Source organism: Pseudomonas sp. zfem002, from assembly GCF_032621685.1.
Taxonomy (GTDB): Bacteria; Pseudomonadota; Gammaproteobacteria; order Pseudomonadales; family Pseudomonadaceae; genus Aquipseudomonas; species Aquipseudomonas japonica.
The window spans coordinates 36,100-51,400 of the sequence record NZ_JAVYJH010000008.1; the positions used below are offsets into that span (position 1 = coordinate 36,100).

14 protein-coding genes are annotated in these 15,301 nt (G+C 64.4%); 4 read left to right on the forward strand and 10 right to left on the reverse strand.

What is annotated here, in order from left to right:
* Positions 1 to 100: 100 nt before the first annotated feature.
* The 10 genes from RTI28_RS11415 to RTI28_RS11460 form a co-directional block, all read right to left on the reverse strand.
* The gene (locus RTI28_RS11415) at positions 101 to 931 is read right to left on the reverse strand and encodes a hypothetical protein (RefSeq protein ID WP_316920550.1); all 831 of its coding nucleotides are present in this window, start codon (positions 929 to 931) and stop codon (positions 101 to 103) included.
* Positions 932 to 1,490: 559 nt separating this feature from the next.
* Positions 1,491 to 2,204, reverse strand: a complete 714-nt coding sequence (locus tag RTI28_RS11420; protein ID WP_316920551.1) for a helix-turn-helix transcriptional regulator — start codon at positions 2,202 to 2,204, stop codon at positions 1,491 to 1,493.
* Between the two features lie 209 nt (positions 2,205 to 2,413).
* Positions 2,414 to 2,941, reverse strand: a complete 528-nt coding sequence (gene ppa, locus RTI28_RS11425) for an inorganic diphosphatase (protein WP_009397414.1) — start codon at positions 2,939 to 2,941, stop codon at positions 2,414 to 2,416.
* 91 nt (positions 2,942 to 3,032) lie between these two features.
* Positions 3,033 to 3,848, reverse strand: a complete 816-nt coding sequence (locus RTI28_RS11430; RefSeq protein WP_316920552.1) for a zinc-dependent peptidase — start codon at positions 3,846 to 3,848, stop codon at positions 3,033 to 3,035.
* 9 nt (positions 3,849 to 3,857) lie between these two features.
* Positions 3,858 to 4,508: a DedA family protein gene (locus RTI28_RS11435; protein WP_316920553.1), complete on the reverse strand. Its 651-nt coding sequence runs from the start codon at positions 4,506 to 4,508 to the stop codon at positions 3,858 to 3,860.
* 264 nt (positions 4,509 to 4,772) lie between these two features.
* Positions 4,773 to 5,225 carry a GNAT family N-acetyltransferase gene (locus RTI28_RS11440; RefSeq protein WP_316920554.1) on the reverse strand — a complete coding sequence of 151 codons (453 nt, stop codon included), beginning with the start codon at positions 5,223 to 5,225 and terminating at the stop codon, positions 4,773 to 4,775.
* Positions 5,226 to 5,334: 109 nt separating this feature from the next.
* Positions 5,335 to 6,153 (reverse strand): ethanolamine ammonia-lyase subunit EutC, encoded by an 819-nt coding sequence (gene eutC, locus RTI28_RS11445; protein ID WP_316920555.1) that lies wholly within the window; start codon positions 6,151 to 6,153, stop codon positions 5,335 to 5,337.
* Positions 6,154 to 6,165: 12 nt separating this feature from the next.
* The gene (locus RTI28_RS11450) at positions 6,166 to 7,560 is read right to left on the reverse strand and encodes an ethanolamine ammonia-lyase subunit EutB (protein WP_316920556.1); all 1,395 of its coding nucleotides are present in this window, start codon (positions 7,558 to 7,560) and stop codon (positions 6,166 to 6,168) included.
* Positions 7,561 to 7,609: 49 nt separating this feature from the next.
* Entirely contained in the window at positions 7,610 to 9,058 is a 1,449-nt protein-coding gene (gene eat / locus RTI28_RS11455; RefSeq protein ID WP_316920557.1) for an ethanolamine permease, read from the reverse strand.
* Between the two features lie 184 nt (positions 9,059 to 9,242).
* Positions 9,243 to 10,763, reverse strand: coding sequence for an aldehyde dehydrogenase family protein (locus RTI28_RS11460; RefSeq protein WP_316920558.1), 1,521 nt, complete (start codon positions 10,761 to 10,763; stop codon positions 9,243 to 9,245).
* A 267-nt stretch (positions 10,764 to 11,030) separates the two neighbouring features.
* Here RTI28_RS11460 and RTI28_RS11465 point away from each other — a divergent pair, with 267 nt between their 5' ends.
* From RTI28_RS11465 to RTI28_RS11480, 4 genes are all read left to right on the forward strand, one after another.
* A complete protein-coding gene (locus tag RTI28_RS11465) occupies positions 11,031 to 12,956 on the forward strand; it encodes a sigma-54-dependent Fis family transcriptional regulator (protein ID WP_316920559.1) in 1,926 nt (641 codons plus the stop codon).
* Positions 12,957 to 13,022: 66 nt separating this feature from the next.
* Positions 13,023 to 14,375 carry a UDP-N-acetylmuramate:L-alanyl-gamma-D-glutamyl-meso-diaminopimelate ligase gene (gene mpl, locus RTI28_RS11470; RefSeq protein ID WP_316920560.1) on the forward strand — a complete coding sequence of 451 codons (1,353 nt, stop codon included), beginning with the start codon at positions 13,023 to 13,025 and terminating at the stop codon, positions 14,373 to 14,375.
* The gene (gene ubiX / locus RTI28_RS11475) at positions 14,372 to 15,001 is read left to right on the forward strand and encodes a flavin prenyltransferase UbiX (RefSeq protein WP_042123689.1); all 630 of its coding nucleotides are present in this window, start codon (positions 14,372 to 14,374) and stop codon (positions 14,999 to 15,001) included. Before mpl ends, ubiX begins: the two co-directional genes overlap by 4 nt.
* A gap of 23 nt (positions 15,002 to 15,024) precedes the next feature.
* Positions 15,025 to 15,288 carry a YceK/YidQ family lipoprotein gene (locus RTI28_RS11480; protein WP_401253039.1) on the forward strand — a complete coding sequence of 88 codons (264 nt, stop codon included), beginning with the start codon at positions 15,025 to 15,027 and terminating at the stop codon, positions 15,286 to 15,288.
* Positions 15,289 to 15,301: the final 13 nt, after the last annotated feature.

Genomic DNA, 15,301 nt, shown 5'->3' on the forward strand with positions numbered 1-15,301 from the left:
CCAGTGCGGACCCGGCCTTGCAAGGAATAAGCGAGCGGTGCCAGGCGCCACCTGGCAGTGGCGCTCGAGCATTCTGGTCAATCAGTGGAATGAATAGTGTTTATTTTCCACCGGTGTTGGCTTCGCATCGGCCCGAGGGCTTGGAGGAACTGCCGCCAGTGAACTGGGGATAATAGAAATATTTGCCTTGCTCATGCTTGCACGCAATCAACGCATAGGGCTGGGTAGGGTCCAGAGTCATACCCGTCGCTCCGGGATCTTTCCCCTCTGGCTTGATAGTGGCCGGTTGTCCCCCGTTGGAAATGGCAAAGGAACAGGAACTGCTGTCCGAGCCAGGTCGTTTCTTGTAGCAAACGGCAACCGTCACGGTGAATCCGCAATTATTGATGATTCTGGAATGGGTGTTCTGAACAAGAGTGCGCGGTCCGACATGGAGGCAACTCGTGTTCATGAGTTGGCTGTATACCTTGCCATTTGCGTTGCCCGCGGATGCCGTTCGCGCCTGAGCGGACTTGGGATCCTTGGACGGCTTGCTGCTTTCGCTCGCGACAACGGCATCAGTCGCAGTTGGCCAGCCTGCATTCTTATGGCACTCATACAAGCGAATTCGAGGGCTTATATTGTCAAAGCCGGAATCAAGCATGAGCAAGTCATTGCCTGCCATCTTCTCCCACTCGGGTCGAGCGCTGAAGTCGTAATTCTCCATGTAGCCAACCCCGCTGGCCATACTTGCCTTGGCTTTGCGAAGTTCGACATACAAGCTGTCGAGGTATCCCTGCAGGCTCTGGCGGGTGAACTGCTTTGATTGCAATGCCGGTATATTCAGATTTCCCGCCATCGATCCACAACTGTCCGCACCGGCCTGAGCGTAGACAGGTATGCACAGCAGCAGACAGGGAAACAGCTGGCTGATCAATGGTTTGAAACTCAAGGAAAATCCTTTCGCATGTTTTCTCATTTCAATGTGCCTCACCCGTCAAGCAGTTCGATGGCAGACCAGAAAGCCCGCTCCAGACGCAAGATGTCGTGCTGAAAAGCTGTGCCGGGCCTTCGGACATTGCAATGCCGAAGCCAGCGCCCCGCATCATCAAAATTGATGATAGGCAGGATTTTTTTGCACCACGGCGCCATGAGTGCGTTCAAGGATAAGAACGCGGGTTGCGGTGGTGATGTTGCGCAGGGATGAGCCGATTTGGCTGGGCGCAGCTACCGCAGGATATGTTGGGCTTGCGCTGCTGACTGGAGGACGCCCCGCAAAGTACGGGCTGCAGAAATTAAAAAGCCGGCTTGTGGCCGGCTTCTCGGGGACAGTCTTGGCTGGCTTTTGGCAAGCCGCAACCGCCTTCAAATCGTTGGACGACACACTGGGATGTCGTAGGGCGCGGGCTGTGTGAGGCCGCGCCCGGCCCGTGACGTGCAAGCGGCAGTCAGGGGCTGGAGGTGGCGCGTAGCATACTGGGAACGACTCGCAATGCCCAGAGAAAAATGCGCTAGTCCGGACGTTCGCCACGAAACTGCGCCCACCAGAACACCCAGCCGAGGATTTCCAGCTGTTGGCTGCGCGACTGGCCGATGCTGTAGTTCTCGCAGGGAAATCCCTCGCTGTCATGGCTGTGCAGGCGCAAGGTGCCGTTACTGCGCTTGCTCAGGCTGTTGATGCGCAGGTGGCCGTTGTGCAGCACGGCGTAGAGCTCGCCGTCGACCACACGGGTCAGGCCGCGGTCGATGGCCAGCGGCGCGCCGTAGGGAATCAGCGGGGTCATGTTGTAGTCGGGCATGCTCAGGCCGACGGCCTGGGCCGGGTCGACACCCAGGCGGTCGAGGACATGCCGCGGCAGGCTCAGGTAGCGCGCCTCCACCGCTTCAAGCTGGCAACCGCGCAGGTAGTGGAATGGCACCTGGACGTCGTTCTCGCCGTAGGCGAAGAGTGCGCTGTGATCCGGTGCCTCGCTTCGGCACTGGCCGGCATCGCCGCGATTGATCCGCGGCAGGGGTGTGCTGTGCTTGGGGCCTTCGCCGGTGCGCAGCCACTTGCTGCGTACGCACAGCAGTTCGGCGATTTCATCGAGCCGGGCCTGGGGCACGCCACGATGGAACCAGTTGTTCACATGCTGGGGGGTTACCTTGCGCTGCGCCGCGAAGTCCGAAGCACTCAGGTTGCACTCGCTCAGCAGGGCCTTCAATCGATCACCGGATGTATTCATGCGCTCGATTCTAGAGGCCCGGGGCAAGGCTTCCTATAAACATTCGGTTGAGGGTTTGCCGGGTATTTTTAGGGTGTGATTACAGTAGATGCCGACAAGTTTGTAGGACGTTTCTCTATTTATGCTGCGTTCACTGTGTTCGGATGGATCTGTCGCCCGCGCCAACAAAAAAGCCCCGCGAATGCGGGGCTCTTTCGTGGCAAGGAGACTCAGCCCTTGTAGGCTGCGACCGACTTGCTGATCTCGGCGCGGGCAGCGTCAGCGTTGCCCCAGCCATCGATCTTGACCCATTTGCCTTTCTCGAGATCCTTGTAGTTCTCGAAGAAGTGCTTGATCTGTTCCAGCAGCAGGGCTGGCAGGTCGGTGTATTCCTTCACGTCGACGTACAGCTGCGACAGCTTGTCGTGCGGTACGGCGATGATCTTGGCGTCGCCGCCGCCGTCGTCGGTCATGTTCAGCACGCCAACCGGACGGGCGCGGATCACCGAACCTGGAGCGACCGGGTACGGGGTCACGACCAGCACGTCCAGCGGATCACCGTCGTCGGCCAGGGTGTTCGGGATGAAGCCGTAGTTGGCCGGATAGAACATCGGGGTGGCCATGAAGCGGTCAACGAACAGGCAGTCGCTGTCCTTGTCGATCTCGTACTTGATCGGCGCGTGGTTGGCCGGGATCTCGATGGCGACGTAGATGTCGTTCGGCAGGTCTTTGCCAGCCGGGATCTTGCTGTAGCTCATTGGGCGTTGCCCCCGTGTTTGACCAAAAATTGGCCGCGATTATAGGCACATTCGCCAGTGCTTGCCACGCCCGCCCCGATGCTTGACCGTTTCACTCCAGCGCATCTTTGTAGAGCGGATGGCTGGCCTGCAGATGTTGCAGGCGCGCCAGCGGATCCTGGCGATAGAAATGGCGCAATTGCGCGTAGACCGCGGGGTAGGCCTGCATCAGCAGGTCGGGGGCGCTGAAGAAGTATTCGCTGGTGACGGCGAAGAATTCCGCCGGGTTTTCCGCCGCGTAGGGATCGATGGCGGTCTCGGCGTCGGGGTTGCGCTCGAGCTGGCGGTCGAGGTCGTCATAGGCCTGTTGCATGGCCTCGGCCCAGTCGCTGACGCGCATGTCACCGTGCAGCGGCGGCAGGCCATTGGCGCCGCCGTTGAGCATGTCCAGCTTGTGCGCCAGTTCGTGGATCACCAGGTTGTAGCCTTCCCAGCCGCCACTGGCCAGCACGCCGGGCCAGGCCATGATCACCGGCCCCTGTTGCCAGGCCTCGCCGCTGTGTTCGGCGTCCCACTCGTGCTCGATGCCGCTGCTGTCGCGATAGCGCTGCGGACTGAGGAAATCGTCGGGATAGAGGATCAGTTCGTGGAAGCCCTGGTACCAGTTCAACTCGCCCAGGTGCAGTAGCGGCAACTGGGCCTGGGCGGCGAGGAACAGGCGCTCTGTGTCGTCCAGTTCGACGCCGGGCAGGCAGGTCAGGTGCTTGTCGGCGAGAAACAGCACGCAGGCCTCGCGCAGCCACAGGTCCTCGGCCTCGCTGAGGCCGTCGAGGATCGGCAGGCGCTCGCGCACCTGCTGCCATCTCTCTGGGTCGATCGGATGTCGCGCGATCGTCCGGCGCCGTCGCCAGGCGCTGAAACTCCACATGGTGGTCGGTCAGTGCGCCTTGGCCGCGCCACGGTTCATGCGGCCGCGGACCACGCCGATGATCACCGGCAGCAGCGACAGCAGGATAATGGCAACGATCATCAGCGACAGGTTCTGCTTGATGAACGGGACGTTGCCGAAGAAGTAGCCGAGGGTCACCAGGCCGCCGACCCAGAGCACGGTGCCGGCGACGCTGAAGCCGAAGAAGCGCGGGTAGGGCATCTTCGCCACACCGGCGACGAACGGCGCGAAGGTGCGCAGGATCGGCAGGAAGCGCGCCAGGGTCACGGTCTTGCCGCCGTGGCGCTCGTAGAAGTCATGGGTCTGCTGCAGGTAATCGCGGCGGAAGATCTTCGAGTTGGGGTTGCGGAACAGGCGTTCGCCCGCGGTTCGTCCGATCACGTAGTTGGTACTGTCACCGAGGATCGCCGCCAGCATCAGCAGGCCGCCCAGCAGCACCGGGTCCATGCCGCCGCCCGCGGCCACGGCGCCGGCGATGAACAGCAGGGAGTCGCCCGGCAGGAACGGCATCACCACCAGGCCGGTTTCACAGAAGATCACCATGAACAGGATCGCGTAGATCCAGGGACCATAGTTGTTGACCAGCAAGTCGAGGTAGGCATCGAGATGCAGAATGAGGTCCAGCGGGTTGAAATCCATGTACAGCACCTTGTTCAGAACCCGGTCTTGCGGGCGTGCGATGGCTGGCAGTGCGAGGGCGTGAGCGCTACCTGCAGGGGAGGTAAAAATTCACACAGGGCGAAGGGAATCATTATACGGCTACGAGGGGATTCTGCTTACGCAGTTTGTAGCTGAATGTGCGGGACATGTGGGGATGGTCTGGGCCTGCTTTGCAGGCCTTCACGACGGTTCGGCGCCCCGAACCGTCGTGAAGGGCCGCTCAGCGGTCCCGGATCGTTAGTCTCAGTTGATCGGCAGAACGTAGCTCTTGAACTCGGTGTCTTCGCGGAAACCGATCGACTCGTAGGTACGCATCGCCACCTCGTTGTCGCTGCTGGTCGATACGCGCATGCGCACGGCGTTGGTGTCCTTGGCCATGCGCTTGGCTTCGCGCATCAGGTGGTCGGCCACCAGCATGCGCCGCGAGTCTTCGGCGACGTAGATGTCGTTGAGGATCCACACCCGCTTCAGCGATAGCGAGGAAAAACTCGGATACAGCTGGCAGAACCCCATCAGTTTGCTGTCATCGTCGTCCGGCAGGGCCAGATAGATGACCGACTCGCCGCGTTCCAGGCGCTTCTGCAGGAAAGCGCGGGAGCTGTCCGGATAGGGCAGTTGCCCATAGAACTCGCGGTACTTGACGAACAGCGGGGCGAGCAGGTCCAGGTGCTCAAGGGTTGCTTGGATGATTCGCATAAGCAGGCCTCGTGTTTCGTTGGGAATGGCGGCGAATCTCGGGCAGCCGTCGCCCCAGATGCTGCCTAAAGCGGAAAAAAAGCGCAATCGGCGAAAAAGTAGCGGTTACTCAGGACTTTCCAAGTAGGAAGTTTCCGCTTTGTTGCGCGCTTGTTTCCGTTTCCAGTGTTTGTACCTGCGCTTCATCCTTCAGATTCACCCCCGAAAGCTGTCTGCGACAGGCCTCTCGCATCAGGTAGACCAGGCGGTGTGCCGCCATGCCATAGCTCAGGCCTTCGAGGCGGACGTTGGAGATGCAGTTGCGGTAGGCGTCGGTGAGGCCGACTTTCGGGTTCCAGGTGAAATACAGGCCGAGGCTGTCCGGCGAGCTGAGGCCGGGGCGTTCGCCGATGAGAATCACGGTCATCCGCGCGCCGAGCAGTTCACCGATCTCGTCGGCGACCGCCACGCGGCCCTGTTCCACCAGCAGGATCGGCGCGGTCGACCAGCCGTCGCCGGCGATCTGCTCTTCCAGGCGGGTGAGAAACGGCAGGGTGTGGCGGTGCACGGCCAGGGCGGACAGGCCATCGGCGACCACGATGGCCAGGTCGACCCCGCCCGGATTGTCGCGGGCATGCTCGCGCAGGCGTTCGGCGGAGTCCTCGTGCAGGCGTCGGCCCAGGTCCGGGCGCTGCAGGTACTGATGACGATCCTGGGCGGCACTGCGCAGCAGCAAGCTGTCGCGGTCACGCTGCTGCAGCTGCTCGCGCAGACCAGCGTGATCGAAAGGCAGGTGCACCGCGTCGCGGGCCTGGGCATGGGCGAACTGGAAGTCCAGCTGCGCCTGGGTCGGCAGGCTGGTGCCGGTGCGACCCAGGGCGATCCGCGCCGGGGTCAGGCGGCGCAGTTCCAGCCAGGGGTTGTCGCTGGGCGTGGGTTGCTTGTCCATGAAATCGCTCGCTTATCCCAGTTGCGCCAGGGCCTGGCGGAAGGCCGGCGGCAGGTTGTCGCCGAAACGCACCCGGCCGTCGGCCTGGGTGAAGATGCCGGTGCGCGCCAGCCATGCCTCGAATTCCGGGGCCGGCTTCAGGCCCAGGGTCTGGCGCGCGTAGAGGGCGTCGTGGAACGAAGTGGTCTGGTAGTTGAGCATGATGTCGTCGGAGCCGGGGATGCCCATGATGAAGTTGATCCCGGCGACCCCGAGCAGGGTCAGCAGGGTGTCCATGTCGTCCTGGTCGGCTTCGGCGTGGTTGGTGTAGCAGATGTCGCAGCCCATGGGCACGCCGAGCAGCTTGCCGCAGAAGTGGTCCTCGAGGCCGGCGCGGATGATCTGCTTGCCGTTGTACAGGTATTCGGGGCCGATGAAGCCGACCACGGTATTGACCAGGAACGGCTTGAAATGCCGGGCCACGGCGTAGGCGCGGGTTTCGCAGGTCTGCTGGTCGACGCCGAAGTTGGCGTTGGCCGACAGCGCGCTGCCCTGGCCGGTCTCGAAGTACATCAGGTTCTGCCCGAGGGTGCCGCGCTTGAGGCTGAGCCCGGCTTCGTAGCCTTCCTGCAGGACATTGAGGTTGATGCCGAAGCTGGCGTTGGCCGCCTCGGTACCGGCGATGGACTGGAACACCAGGTCGAGCGGCACGCCACGGTTGATCGCTTCGATCGAGGTGGTGACGTGGGTCAGCACGCAGGCCTGGGTCGGGATGTCGTAGCGCTGGATGATGGCGTCGAGCATTTCCAGCAGCGCGCAGATCGAGGCGATGCTGTCGGTGGCCGGGTTGATGCCGATCATGGCATCGCCGTTGCCGTAGAGCAGGCCGTCGAGAATGCTCGCGGCGATGCCCGCCGGCTCGTCGGTGGGGTGGTTGGGCTGCAGGCGGGTCGACAGGCGCCCGCGCAGGCCCATGGTGCCGCGAAAACGGGTGACCACACGGATCTTCTGCGCCACCAGGATCAGGTCCTGCACGCGCATGATCTTCGATACCGCCGCGGCCATTTCCGGGGTCAGGCCCGGGGCCAGGGCACGCAGACTGGCTTCGTCGGCCTGGTCGCCGAGCAGCCAGTCGCGCAGGCCGCCGACGGTCAGGTGGCTGACCGGGGCGAAGGCCAGCTTGTCGTGACTGTCGATGATCAGCCGGGTGACTTCGTCCTGTTCGTAGGGAATCAGCGCTTCGTTGAGGAAATGGCTGAGGGGGATGTCGGCCAGGGCCATCTGCGCGGCGACCCGTTCGCCGTCGTTGCTGGCCGCGACCCCGGCGAGGAAGTCGCCGGAGCGGGCCGGGCTGGCCTTGGCCATGACCTCCTTGAGGCTGTCGAAGCGGTAGGTCTGGTTACCCGCCGTGTGTACGAAACTTGCCATACGCAATCTCCAGGGCGCCGCCGGACTGGCCGGCGGCGCGGTGTGACGGTCAGTGCAGGGCCTCTTCGGCCTTCTGGATCGCGGCGAACTCTTCTTCCGGCGTGCCGGCCACCAGGTGATGGCGGCTGTACAGGGCGAAGTAGGCGATCAGCACGCCGTAGATGATGGCGGCGCCGATCACCACCCGCGGGTCCACCAGGAAGCCGGCCACCACCGCCAGGCAGGCCAGCACCAGGGCCACGCCGGAGGTGAAGATGCCGCCCGGGGTGCGGTACGGACGCTCCATTTTCGGACGACGAATGCGCAGGGTGATGTGCGCGGCCATCATCAGTACATAGGACAGCGTAGCGCCGAACACCGCCACCAGGATCAGCAGGTCGCCCTGGCCGGTCAGCGACAGGGCGAAACCGATGATCCCGGGGATCACCAGGGCCAGCACCGGGGCCTTGCTCTTGTTGGTCTGCGACAGTGCCCGTGGCAGGTAGCCGGCGCGGGACAGGGCGAAGATCTGCCGGGAATAGGCGTAGATGATCGAGAAGAAGCTGGCGATCAGCCCGGCCAGGCCGACCAGGTTGACGAAGCCGCCCATCCAGGTGGAGCCGCCGTAGGCCTTGGCCAGGGCTTCGACCAGCGGGTTGCCGGAGCTTTTCAGCGCTTCGGCGCCGGCGCCGCCAGGGCCGACCACCAGGATCAGCAGGGCGAAGGCGAGCAGCACCAGCATGGCGCCGATCAGGCCGCGGGGCAGGTCGCGCTTGGGGTTCTTGGTTTCTTCGGCGGCCAGTGGCACGCCTTCGACGGCGAGGAAGAACCAGATCGCGTAGGGAATCGCCGCCCACACGCCGACATAGCCGAACGGCAGGAAGCTGCTGGCGCCGACGGCCTCGGTCGGCACGATGTCGAACAGGTTCTTCGCATCGAAATGGGGCACCATCGCCAGCAGGAACACCGCCAGGGCGATGGCCGCCACCGCGGTGATGATGAACATCAGTTTCAGCGCTTCACCGACGCCGAAGATGTGGATGCCGATGAAGACGATGTAGAACGCCAGGTAGATCATCCAGCCGCCGATACCGAACAGCGACTGGCAGTAGGCGCCGATGAACACCGCGATCGCCGCGGGCGCGATGGCGTATTCGATAAGGATCGCGGTGCCGGTGAGAAAGCCGCCCCAGGGGCCGAACGCGCTGCGGGCGAAGCCGTAGCCGCCGCCGGCGGTGGGGATCATCGAGGACAGCTCGGCCAGGGAAAAGCACATGCACAGGTACATGGTGGCCATCAGCAACGTGGCGAGGAACATCCCGCCCCAGCCGCCCTGGGCCAGGCCGAAGTTCCAGCCGGCGTAGTCGCCGGAAATCACGTAGGCGACACCGAGGCCGACCAGCAGCACCCAGCCTGCCGCGCCTTTTTTCAGTTCACGTTGCTGGAAATAGTCGGAGCCGACCTTTTCGAAATCTACGGAAGAGCCTGCCGGCGCACCGGCGGAATGATCGCTTGGCATGGAGTCACCTGTAGTTGTTGTTAAGCGGTGATTGTTTTGCAGGAAGCGAGCCAGAGCGGTTGGCTCTGGATTTGGGGACCGCTTTGCGGTCCTTCGCAGGCAAGCCAGCTCCTACCGGGGACGGTGTGCTTCCGTAGGCGCGTGGCTTACCCGCGAAAGGGCCGCAAAGCGGCCCCGATGGGGGTTAGAAGAACCCGAGCGGATTGATGTCGTAGCTCACCAGCAGGTTCTTGGTCTGCTGATAGTGGTCGAGCATCATCTTGTGGGTTTCACGGCCGACGCCGGACTTCTTGTAGCCACCGAACGCGGCATGCGCCGGGTACAGGTGGTAGCAGTTGGTCCACACACGGCCAGCCTTGATGCCACGGCCCATGCGGTAGGCGCGGTTGATGTCGCGGGTCCAGACGCCGGCACCCAGGCCGAACTCGGTGTCGTTGGCGATGGCCAGGGCCTCCGCTTCGTCCTTGAAGGTGGTGACGCTGACCACCGGGCCGAAGATTTCTTCCTGGAACACGCGCATGCGGTTGTTGCCCTTGAGCAGGGTCGGCTGGATGTAGTAGCCGGTGGACAGGCTGCCTTCGAGTTTTTCCACCTGGCCGCCGGTGAGCAGCTGGGCGCCTTCCTTCTCGGCGATCTCCAGGTAGGAAAGGATCTTGTCGAACTGCTGCTGCGAGGCCTGGGCGCCGACCATGGTGTCGGTGTCCAGCGGGTCGCCGCGCTTGATCTTCTTGACCTTGTCCATCACCACGCTCATGAACTCGTCGTAGATGGATTCCTGCACCAGGGCGCGGGACGGGCAGGTGCACACCTCGCCCTGGTTGAAGAAGGCCAGGACCAAGCCTTCGGCGGCCTTCTCGATGAAGGACGGCTCGGCCTTCATGATGTCTTCGAAGTAGATGTTCGGCGACTTGCCGCCCAGCTCGACGGTGGACGGGATGATGTTCTCGGCGGCGGCCTTCATGATGTGCGAGCCGACCGGGGTCGAGCCGGTGAAGGCGATCTTGGCGATGCGCTTGCTGGTGGCCAGCGCTTCACCGGCTTCGCGGCCGTAGCCCTGGACGATGTTGAGCACGCCCGGCGGCAGCAGGTCGCCGACCAGTTCCACCAGCACGGTGATGCCCAGCGGGGTCTGTTCGGCCGGCTTGAGTACCACGCAGTTGCCGGCGGCGAGGGCCGGGGCGAGTTTCCACGCGGCCATCAGGATCGGGAAGTTCCACGGGATGATCTGCCCGACCACGCCCAGCGGTTCGTGGATGTGATAGGCCACGGTGCCTTCGTTGATCTCGGCGGCGCCGCCTTCCTGGGCGCGGATGCAGCCGGCGAAGTAGCGGAAGTGATCGACCGCCAGCGGGATGTCGGCGTTGAGCGTCTCGCGCACGGCCTTGCCGTTGTCCCAGGTTTCGGTGATGGCGAGGACTTCGAGGTTCTGCTCGATGCGGTCGGCGATCTTCAGCAGCACGTTGGAGCGGTCCTGCACCGAGGTGCGGCCCCAGGCGTCGGCGGCGGCATGGGCGGCATCCAGGGCCTTGTCGATATCTTCGGCAGTGGAGCGGGGGAATTCGGCGATCGGCTGGCCGTTGACCGGCGAGGTATTGGTGAAGTACTCGCCCTTCACCGGCGCCACGAACTCGCCATTGATGTAGTTACCGTAGCGACTCTTGAACGAAACCTTTGCGCCTTCGGTACCCGGATGTGCGTAACGCATGGTGTCTCTCCTAGCTTATGAGTTTTGTTGGGGAGGATTGCAAGCGTAGAGCAAAGGTCGGGCCAGCGCCGGGGGAGGGCGCTGGATCAATGACTTGGCGCAGTTTTCCCGGTGTTTTCGGCGCGCTCTGCGACGTGTTCGGTACGCGCTGGGTGACACTCTGTACCGCTTGCGGTACAGCCGGTGACCCGGCGGTCAAGCTGGCATTGCAAAGCGCCAGCGCCTGGAGGATGCTGGTTTTCTCTGACCCGCGGAGAACAATAAAAAGTGCAGGGTAATCATCTCAGCCGGCATGCCCGGCAAGTGCTCACGGTCACCCAGGGCAAGGGCGGCCTGCAGGGGCCCGGCAGCGATCCTTCCATCGCCCGCTCCTGGCTGCGCTGCCTGGAGGACTACCACCTCGACCCGGCCCTGGCCGTGGCGCCCACCGTGCTCGAACACGAGCGCGTGCTGGAAAGCCGCGAGCGCCTGCGCCAGGTGCTGCAGATCGCCGATGGCGAGATGACCAGCCTGCACCAGCAACTCTCCGGCGCCGGGCATGCCGTGCTGCTGACCGATGCCCGCGGGGTGATCCTCAATTGCGTCACCGCGCCCACCGAACGGCGCATCTTCGAGCGCGCCGGGCTGTGGCTGGGCGCCGACTGGAGCGAGGCGCGGGAAGGCACCAACGGGATCGGCACCTGCCTGGTCGAGCGCCAGGCGGTCACGATCCACCAGGAGGAACATTTCCGCGGCCGCCACACCGGGCTGACCTGCTCGGCGAGTCCGGTGTTCGATCCCCATGGCGAGCTGCTGGCGGTGCTCGACGTGTCCTCGGCGCGGGCCGATGCCTCGCGGCAGAGCCAGTTCCACACCATGGCCCTGGTCAACCTCTCGGCGAAGATGATCGAGAGCTGCTATTTCCTGCGCTGTTTCGAGAATCACTGGCTGCTGCGCTTCCATTTGCAGGCCGAGTCCGTCGGCCTGTTCAGCGAGGGCCTGCTGGCGTTCGACGGAGAAGGGCGCATCTGCGCGGTCAACCAGAGTGCCCTGAACCTGCTCGGCAACGGCCGCGGGGGCTTGCTCGGGCAGCCGGTGGAAATGTTCTTCGATTGCCGCCTCGACGATCTCTTCGGTCGCGCCACCGCCATGGCCAGTACCAGTTGGCCGCTGCGTACCCGCGACGGTCGCCTGCTGTTCGCCAGCCTGCGTGGGCAGACCCGCGCGCTGGCGCAGCCGATCGCCCCGGTGGTCAGCGCGCCTGTCGCGGCGAAGAGCGCGGAAATCTGCCTGCTCGATCCCGCCCTGCAAAACGATTTCCGCCGTGCGCTGCGGGTGTTCGAACGCGACGTGCCGTTGCTGCTCAACGGCGAGACCGGTTCCGGCAAGGAGGCCTTCGCCAAGGCCGTGCACCACGCCAGCCAGCGCGCCAGCAAGCCGTTCGTCGCCCTCAACTGCGCCTCGATCCCGGAAAGCCTGATCGAAAGCGAGCTGTTCGGTTATCGCGGCGGCAGCTTCACCGGCGCGCGCAAGGAAGGCATGCGCGGCAAGCTGCAGCAGGCCGATGGCGGCACCCTGTTGCTGGACGAGATCGGCGATATGCCGCTGGCCCTGCAGACCCGCCTGCTGCGGGTGCTGGAAGAGCGCCGGGTGGTGCCGATCGGCGGCGAGCCGCAGGACGTCGATGTGCGCATCATCAGTGCCACGCACCGCAACCTGCTGGAGCGGGTCGAGGACGGCAGTTTCCGTGAAGACCTCTATTACCGGCTCAACGGTCTGGAGGTGGCCCTGCCGGCCCTGCGCGAGCGCAGCGACAAGGGGCCGTTGCTGGACTTTCTCCTCGCCGAGGAAGCCGGCAGGCAGCCGGTCCAGCTCGATCCGGCGGCGCGCCGCCTGCTGCTGGACTTCAGTTGGCCGGGCAACGTGCGCCAACTGCGCACCGTGCTGCGCACCCTGGTGGCGCTGTGCGAGGACGGGCGCATCGGCGTGCCGGATTTGCCGGCCCTGATCCGCAATGCGCCGTCGATCAAGGCCGAACCTGTCGTGCCTGTGGATAACCCCTCGCACCCCCTGGATGATGCCGAGCGCCAGGCATTGCTGGCGGCGCTGGAGCAAAAGCGCTGGCACATGACGGCGGTGGCGGCGCAACTCGGGGTGAGTCGTAACACCTTGTATCGGAAGCTGCGTAAACACGGTCTTTCCCGGGGCGTCTGAGCGAAACACAGGGTGAGATTTTTCCCACCCTGGGCTACCCTGCCTGCACGTTTTCCGAGGTTGACCATGCACATTCATATTCTTGGTATCTGTGGCACTTTCATGGGCTCGCTGGCGGTACTGGCCAAGGAGCTCGGCCACCATGTCACCGGCTCCGATGCCAACGTCTACCCGCCCATGAGCACCCAGCTCGAAGCCCAGGGCATCGAGTTGACCCAGGGCTACGACCCGGCGCAACTGGACCCGGCGCCCGACCTGGTGGTGATCGGCAACGCGCTGTCGCGGGGCAACCCGGCGGTGGAATATGTACTGAACAAGGGCTTGCCCTACGTCTCCGGCCCGCAGTGGCTGGCCGACCATGTGCTGCAGGGGCGCTGGGTCCTGGCGGTGGCCGGCACCCATGGCAAGACCACCACCAGCAGCATGCTGGCCTGGGTCCTGGAGCATGCCGGGATGAGCCCGGGTTTCCTTATCGGTGGCGTGCCGCAGAATTTCTCGGTGTCGGCGCGCCTGGGTGCTACGCCGTTCTTCGTGGTCGAGGCGGATGAGTACGACAGCGCCTTCTTCGACAAACGCTCGAAATTCGTCCACTACCGTCCGCGCACCGCGATCCTCAACAACCTGGAATTCGATCACGCGGACATCTTCCCTGATCTAGCGGCGATCGAGCGGCAGTTCCATCACCTGGTGCGGACCATCCCGAGCGAAGGGCTGGTGATCCACCCGACCACCGAGCCGGCCCTCCAGCGCGTCATCGAGATGGGCTGCTGGACCCCGGTGCAGACGACCGGTGCCGGTGGCCAGTGGCAGGTGCGCCTGCTCAGCGCCGATGGTTCGCGCTTCGAGGTCAGCTTCGAGGGCGAAGTGCAGGGCGTGGTCGAGTGGGAGCTGACCGGCCAGCACAACGTCGCCAACGCCCTGGCGACCCTGGCGGCGGCGCGTCATGTCGGCGTGGTCCCGGCCATGGGGATTGCCGCGCTGAGCGCGTTCAAGAGCGTCAAGCGGCGCATGGAAAAGGTCGCCGAGGTGCACGGCATCACCATCTACGACGACTTCGCCCACCACCCGACGGCCATCGCCACCACCCTCGACGGCCTGCGCAAGCGTGTCGGCGACGCGCCGGTGATCGCCGTGATCGAGCCGCGCTCGAACTCCATGAAGCTGGGCGCCCACCGTGATGGCCTGCCGGAAAGTGTCAAGCACGCCGACCAGGTGATCTGGTACGCCCCGCCGAACCTCGGCTGGGACCTTGCCGCCACCGCGGCGCAGTGTGCGGTGCCGGCGGTCGTCGCCGACAGCCTCGAAGCCATCATCGAGCGGGTCAAGGGCCAGGCCCGTGCCGGCACCCAGGTGGTGATCATGAGCAACGGCGGCTTCGGTGGCCTGCACGGCAAGCTGGCCGAGGCGCTGCGCGGATGAGCGGGCCGGAGCGCATCACCCTGGCCATGACCGGCGCCTCCGGGGCGCAGTATGGCCTGCGTCTGCTGGATTGCCTGGTACGGGAAGACCGTGAGGTGCACTTCCTGATTTCCAAGGCGGCGCAACTGGTGATGTCCACCGAGACCGACGTGGTGCTGCCGGCCAAGCCCCAGGCGATGCAAGCGTTCCTCACCGAATACACCGGCGCCAGTGCCGGGCAGATTCGCGTCTATGGCAAGGAAGACTGGATGTCGCCGGTGGCCTCCGGCTCCGGCGCGCCGGCGGCGATGGTGGTGGTGCCCTGTTCCACCGGGACCCTCTCGGCTATCGCCTGCGGCGCCTGCAACAACCTGATCGAGCGGGCGGCGGACGTGACCCTCAAGGAGCGTCGGCAACTGATCCTGGTGCCGCGGGAGGCGCCGTTCTCCACCATCCATCTGGAGAACATGCTCAAGCTGTCGCAGATGGGCGCGGTGATCCTGCCGGCCGCTCCCGGGTTCTACCACCAGCCGCAAACGATCGATGACCTGGTGGACTTCGTCGTCGCGCGGATTCTCAACCTGCTGAACATTCCCCAGGACATGCTGCCGCGCTGGGGCGAGCATCACCTCGGTGGCGAGGAGTGAAGATTGCGCCGCTGGCGCTGCTGATGGGGCTACTGGCTCTCAGTGGTTGCGCCACGGTACGGACCCTCGACGCGGCCAAGCCGGGGGCGCCGGTGGTCTACTCCGGGACGCGGCTGGACCTGTATGCGTTGCAGGGCGGGTGTTGCGCGCAGGATCGCTTCGGCGCTGAAGCACCGGCGTATCCGGGGTTGGACCTGCCGGGGAGTGCGCTGCTGGATACGCTGCTGTTGCCGTTGTCGGTGTTGACTGCGTTGGGTGTGGGGTTCCAGGCTTCCGGTGGGCTCTGAGGTTTTGGGACCG

What these genes read in the sequence shown, in the direction of transcription:
- RTI28_RS11420 (WP_316920551.1), bottom strand. Translation starts at nt 2,204, where the DNA reads ATGAATACATCCGGTGATCGATTGAAGGCCCTGCTGAGCGAGTGCAAC.
- ppa (WP_009397414.1), bottom strand. Translation starts at nt 2,941, where the DNA reads ATGAGCTACAGCAAGATCCCGGCTGGCAAAGACCTGCCGAACGACATC.
- RTI28_RS11430 (WP_316920552.1), bottom strand. Translation starts at nt 3,848, where the DNA reads ATGTGGAGTTTCAGCGCCTGGCGACGGCGCCGGACGATCGCGCGACAT.
- RTI28_RS11435 (WP_316920553.1), bottom strand. Translation starts at nt 4,508, where the DNA reads ATGGATTTCAACCCGCTGGACCTCATTCTGCATCTCGATGCCTACCTC.
- RTI28_RS11440 (WP_316920554.1), bottom strand. Translation starts at nt 5,225, where the DNA reads ATGCGAATCATCCAAGCAACCCTTGAGCACCTGGACCTGCTCGCCCCG.
- eutC (WP_316920555.1), bottom strand. Translation starts at nt 6,153, where the DNA reads ATGGACAAGCAACCCACGCCCAGCGACAACCCCTGGCTGGAACTGCGC.
- RTI28_RS11450 (WP_316920556.1), bottom strand. Translation starts at nt 7,560, where the DNA reads ATGGCAAGTTTCGTACACACGGCGGGTAACCAGACCTACCGCTTCGAC.
- eat (WP_316920557.1), bottom strand. Translation starts at nt 9,058, where the DNA reads ATGCCAAGCGATCATTCCGCCGGTGCGCCGGCAGGCTCTTCCGTAGAT.
- RTI28_RS11460 (WP_316920558.1), bottom strand. Translation starts at nt 10,763, where the DNA reads ATGCGTTACGCACATCCGGGTACCGAAGGCGCAAAGGTTTCGTTCAAG.
- mpl (WP_316920560.1), top strand. Translation starts at nt 13,023, where the DNA reads ATGCACATTCATATTCTTGGTATCTGTGGCACTTTCATGGGCTCGCTG.
- ubiX (WP_042123689.1), top strand. Translation starts at nt 14,372, where the DNA reads ATGAGCGGGCCGGAGCGCATCACCCTGGCCATGACCGGCGCCTCCGGG.
- RTI28_RS11480 (WP_401253039.1), top strand. Translation starts at nt 15,025, where the DNA reads ATGGGGCTACTGGCTCTCAGTGGTTGCGCCACGGTACGGACCCTCGAC.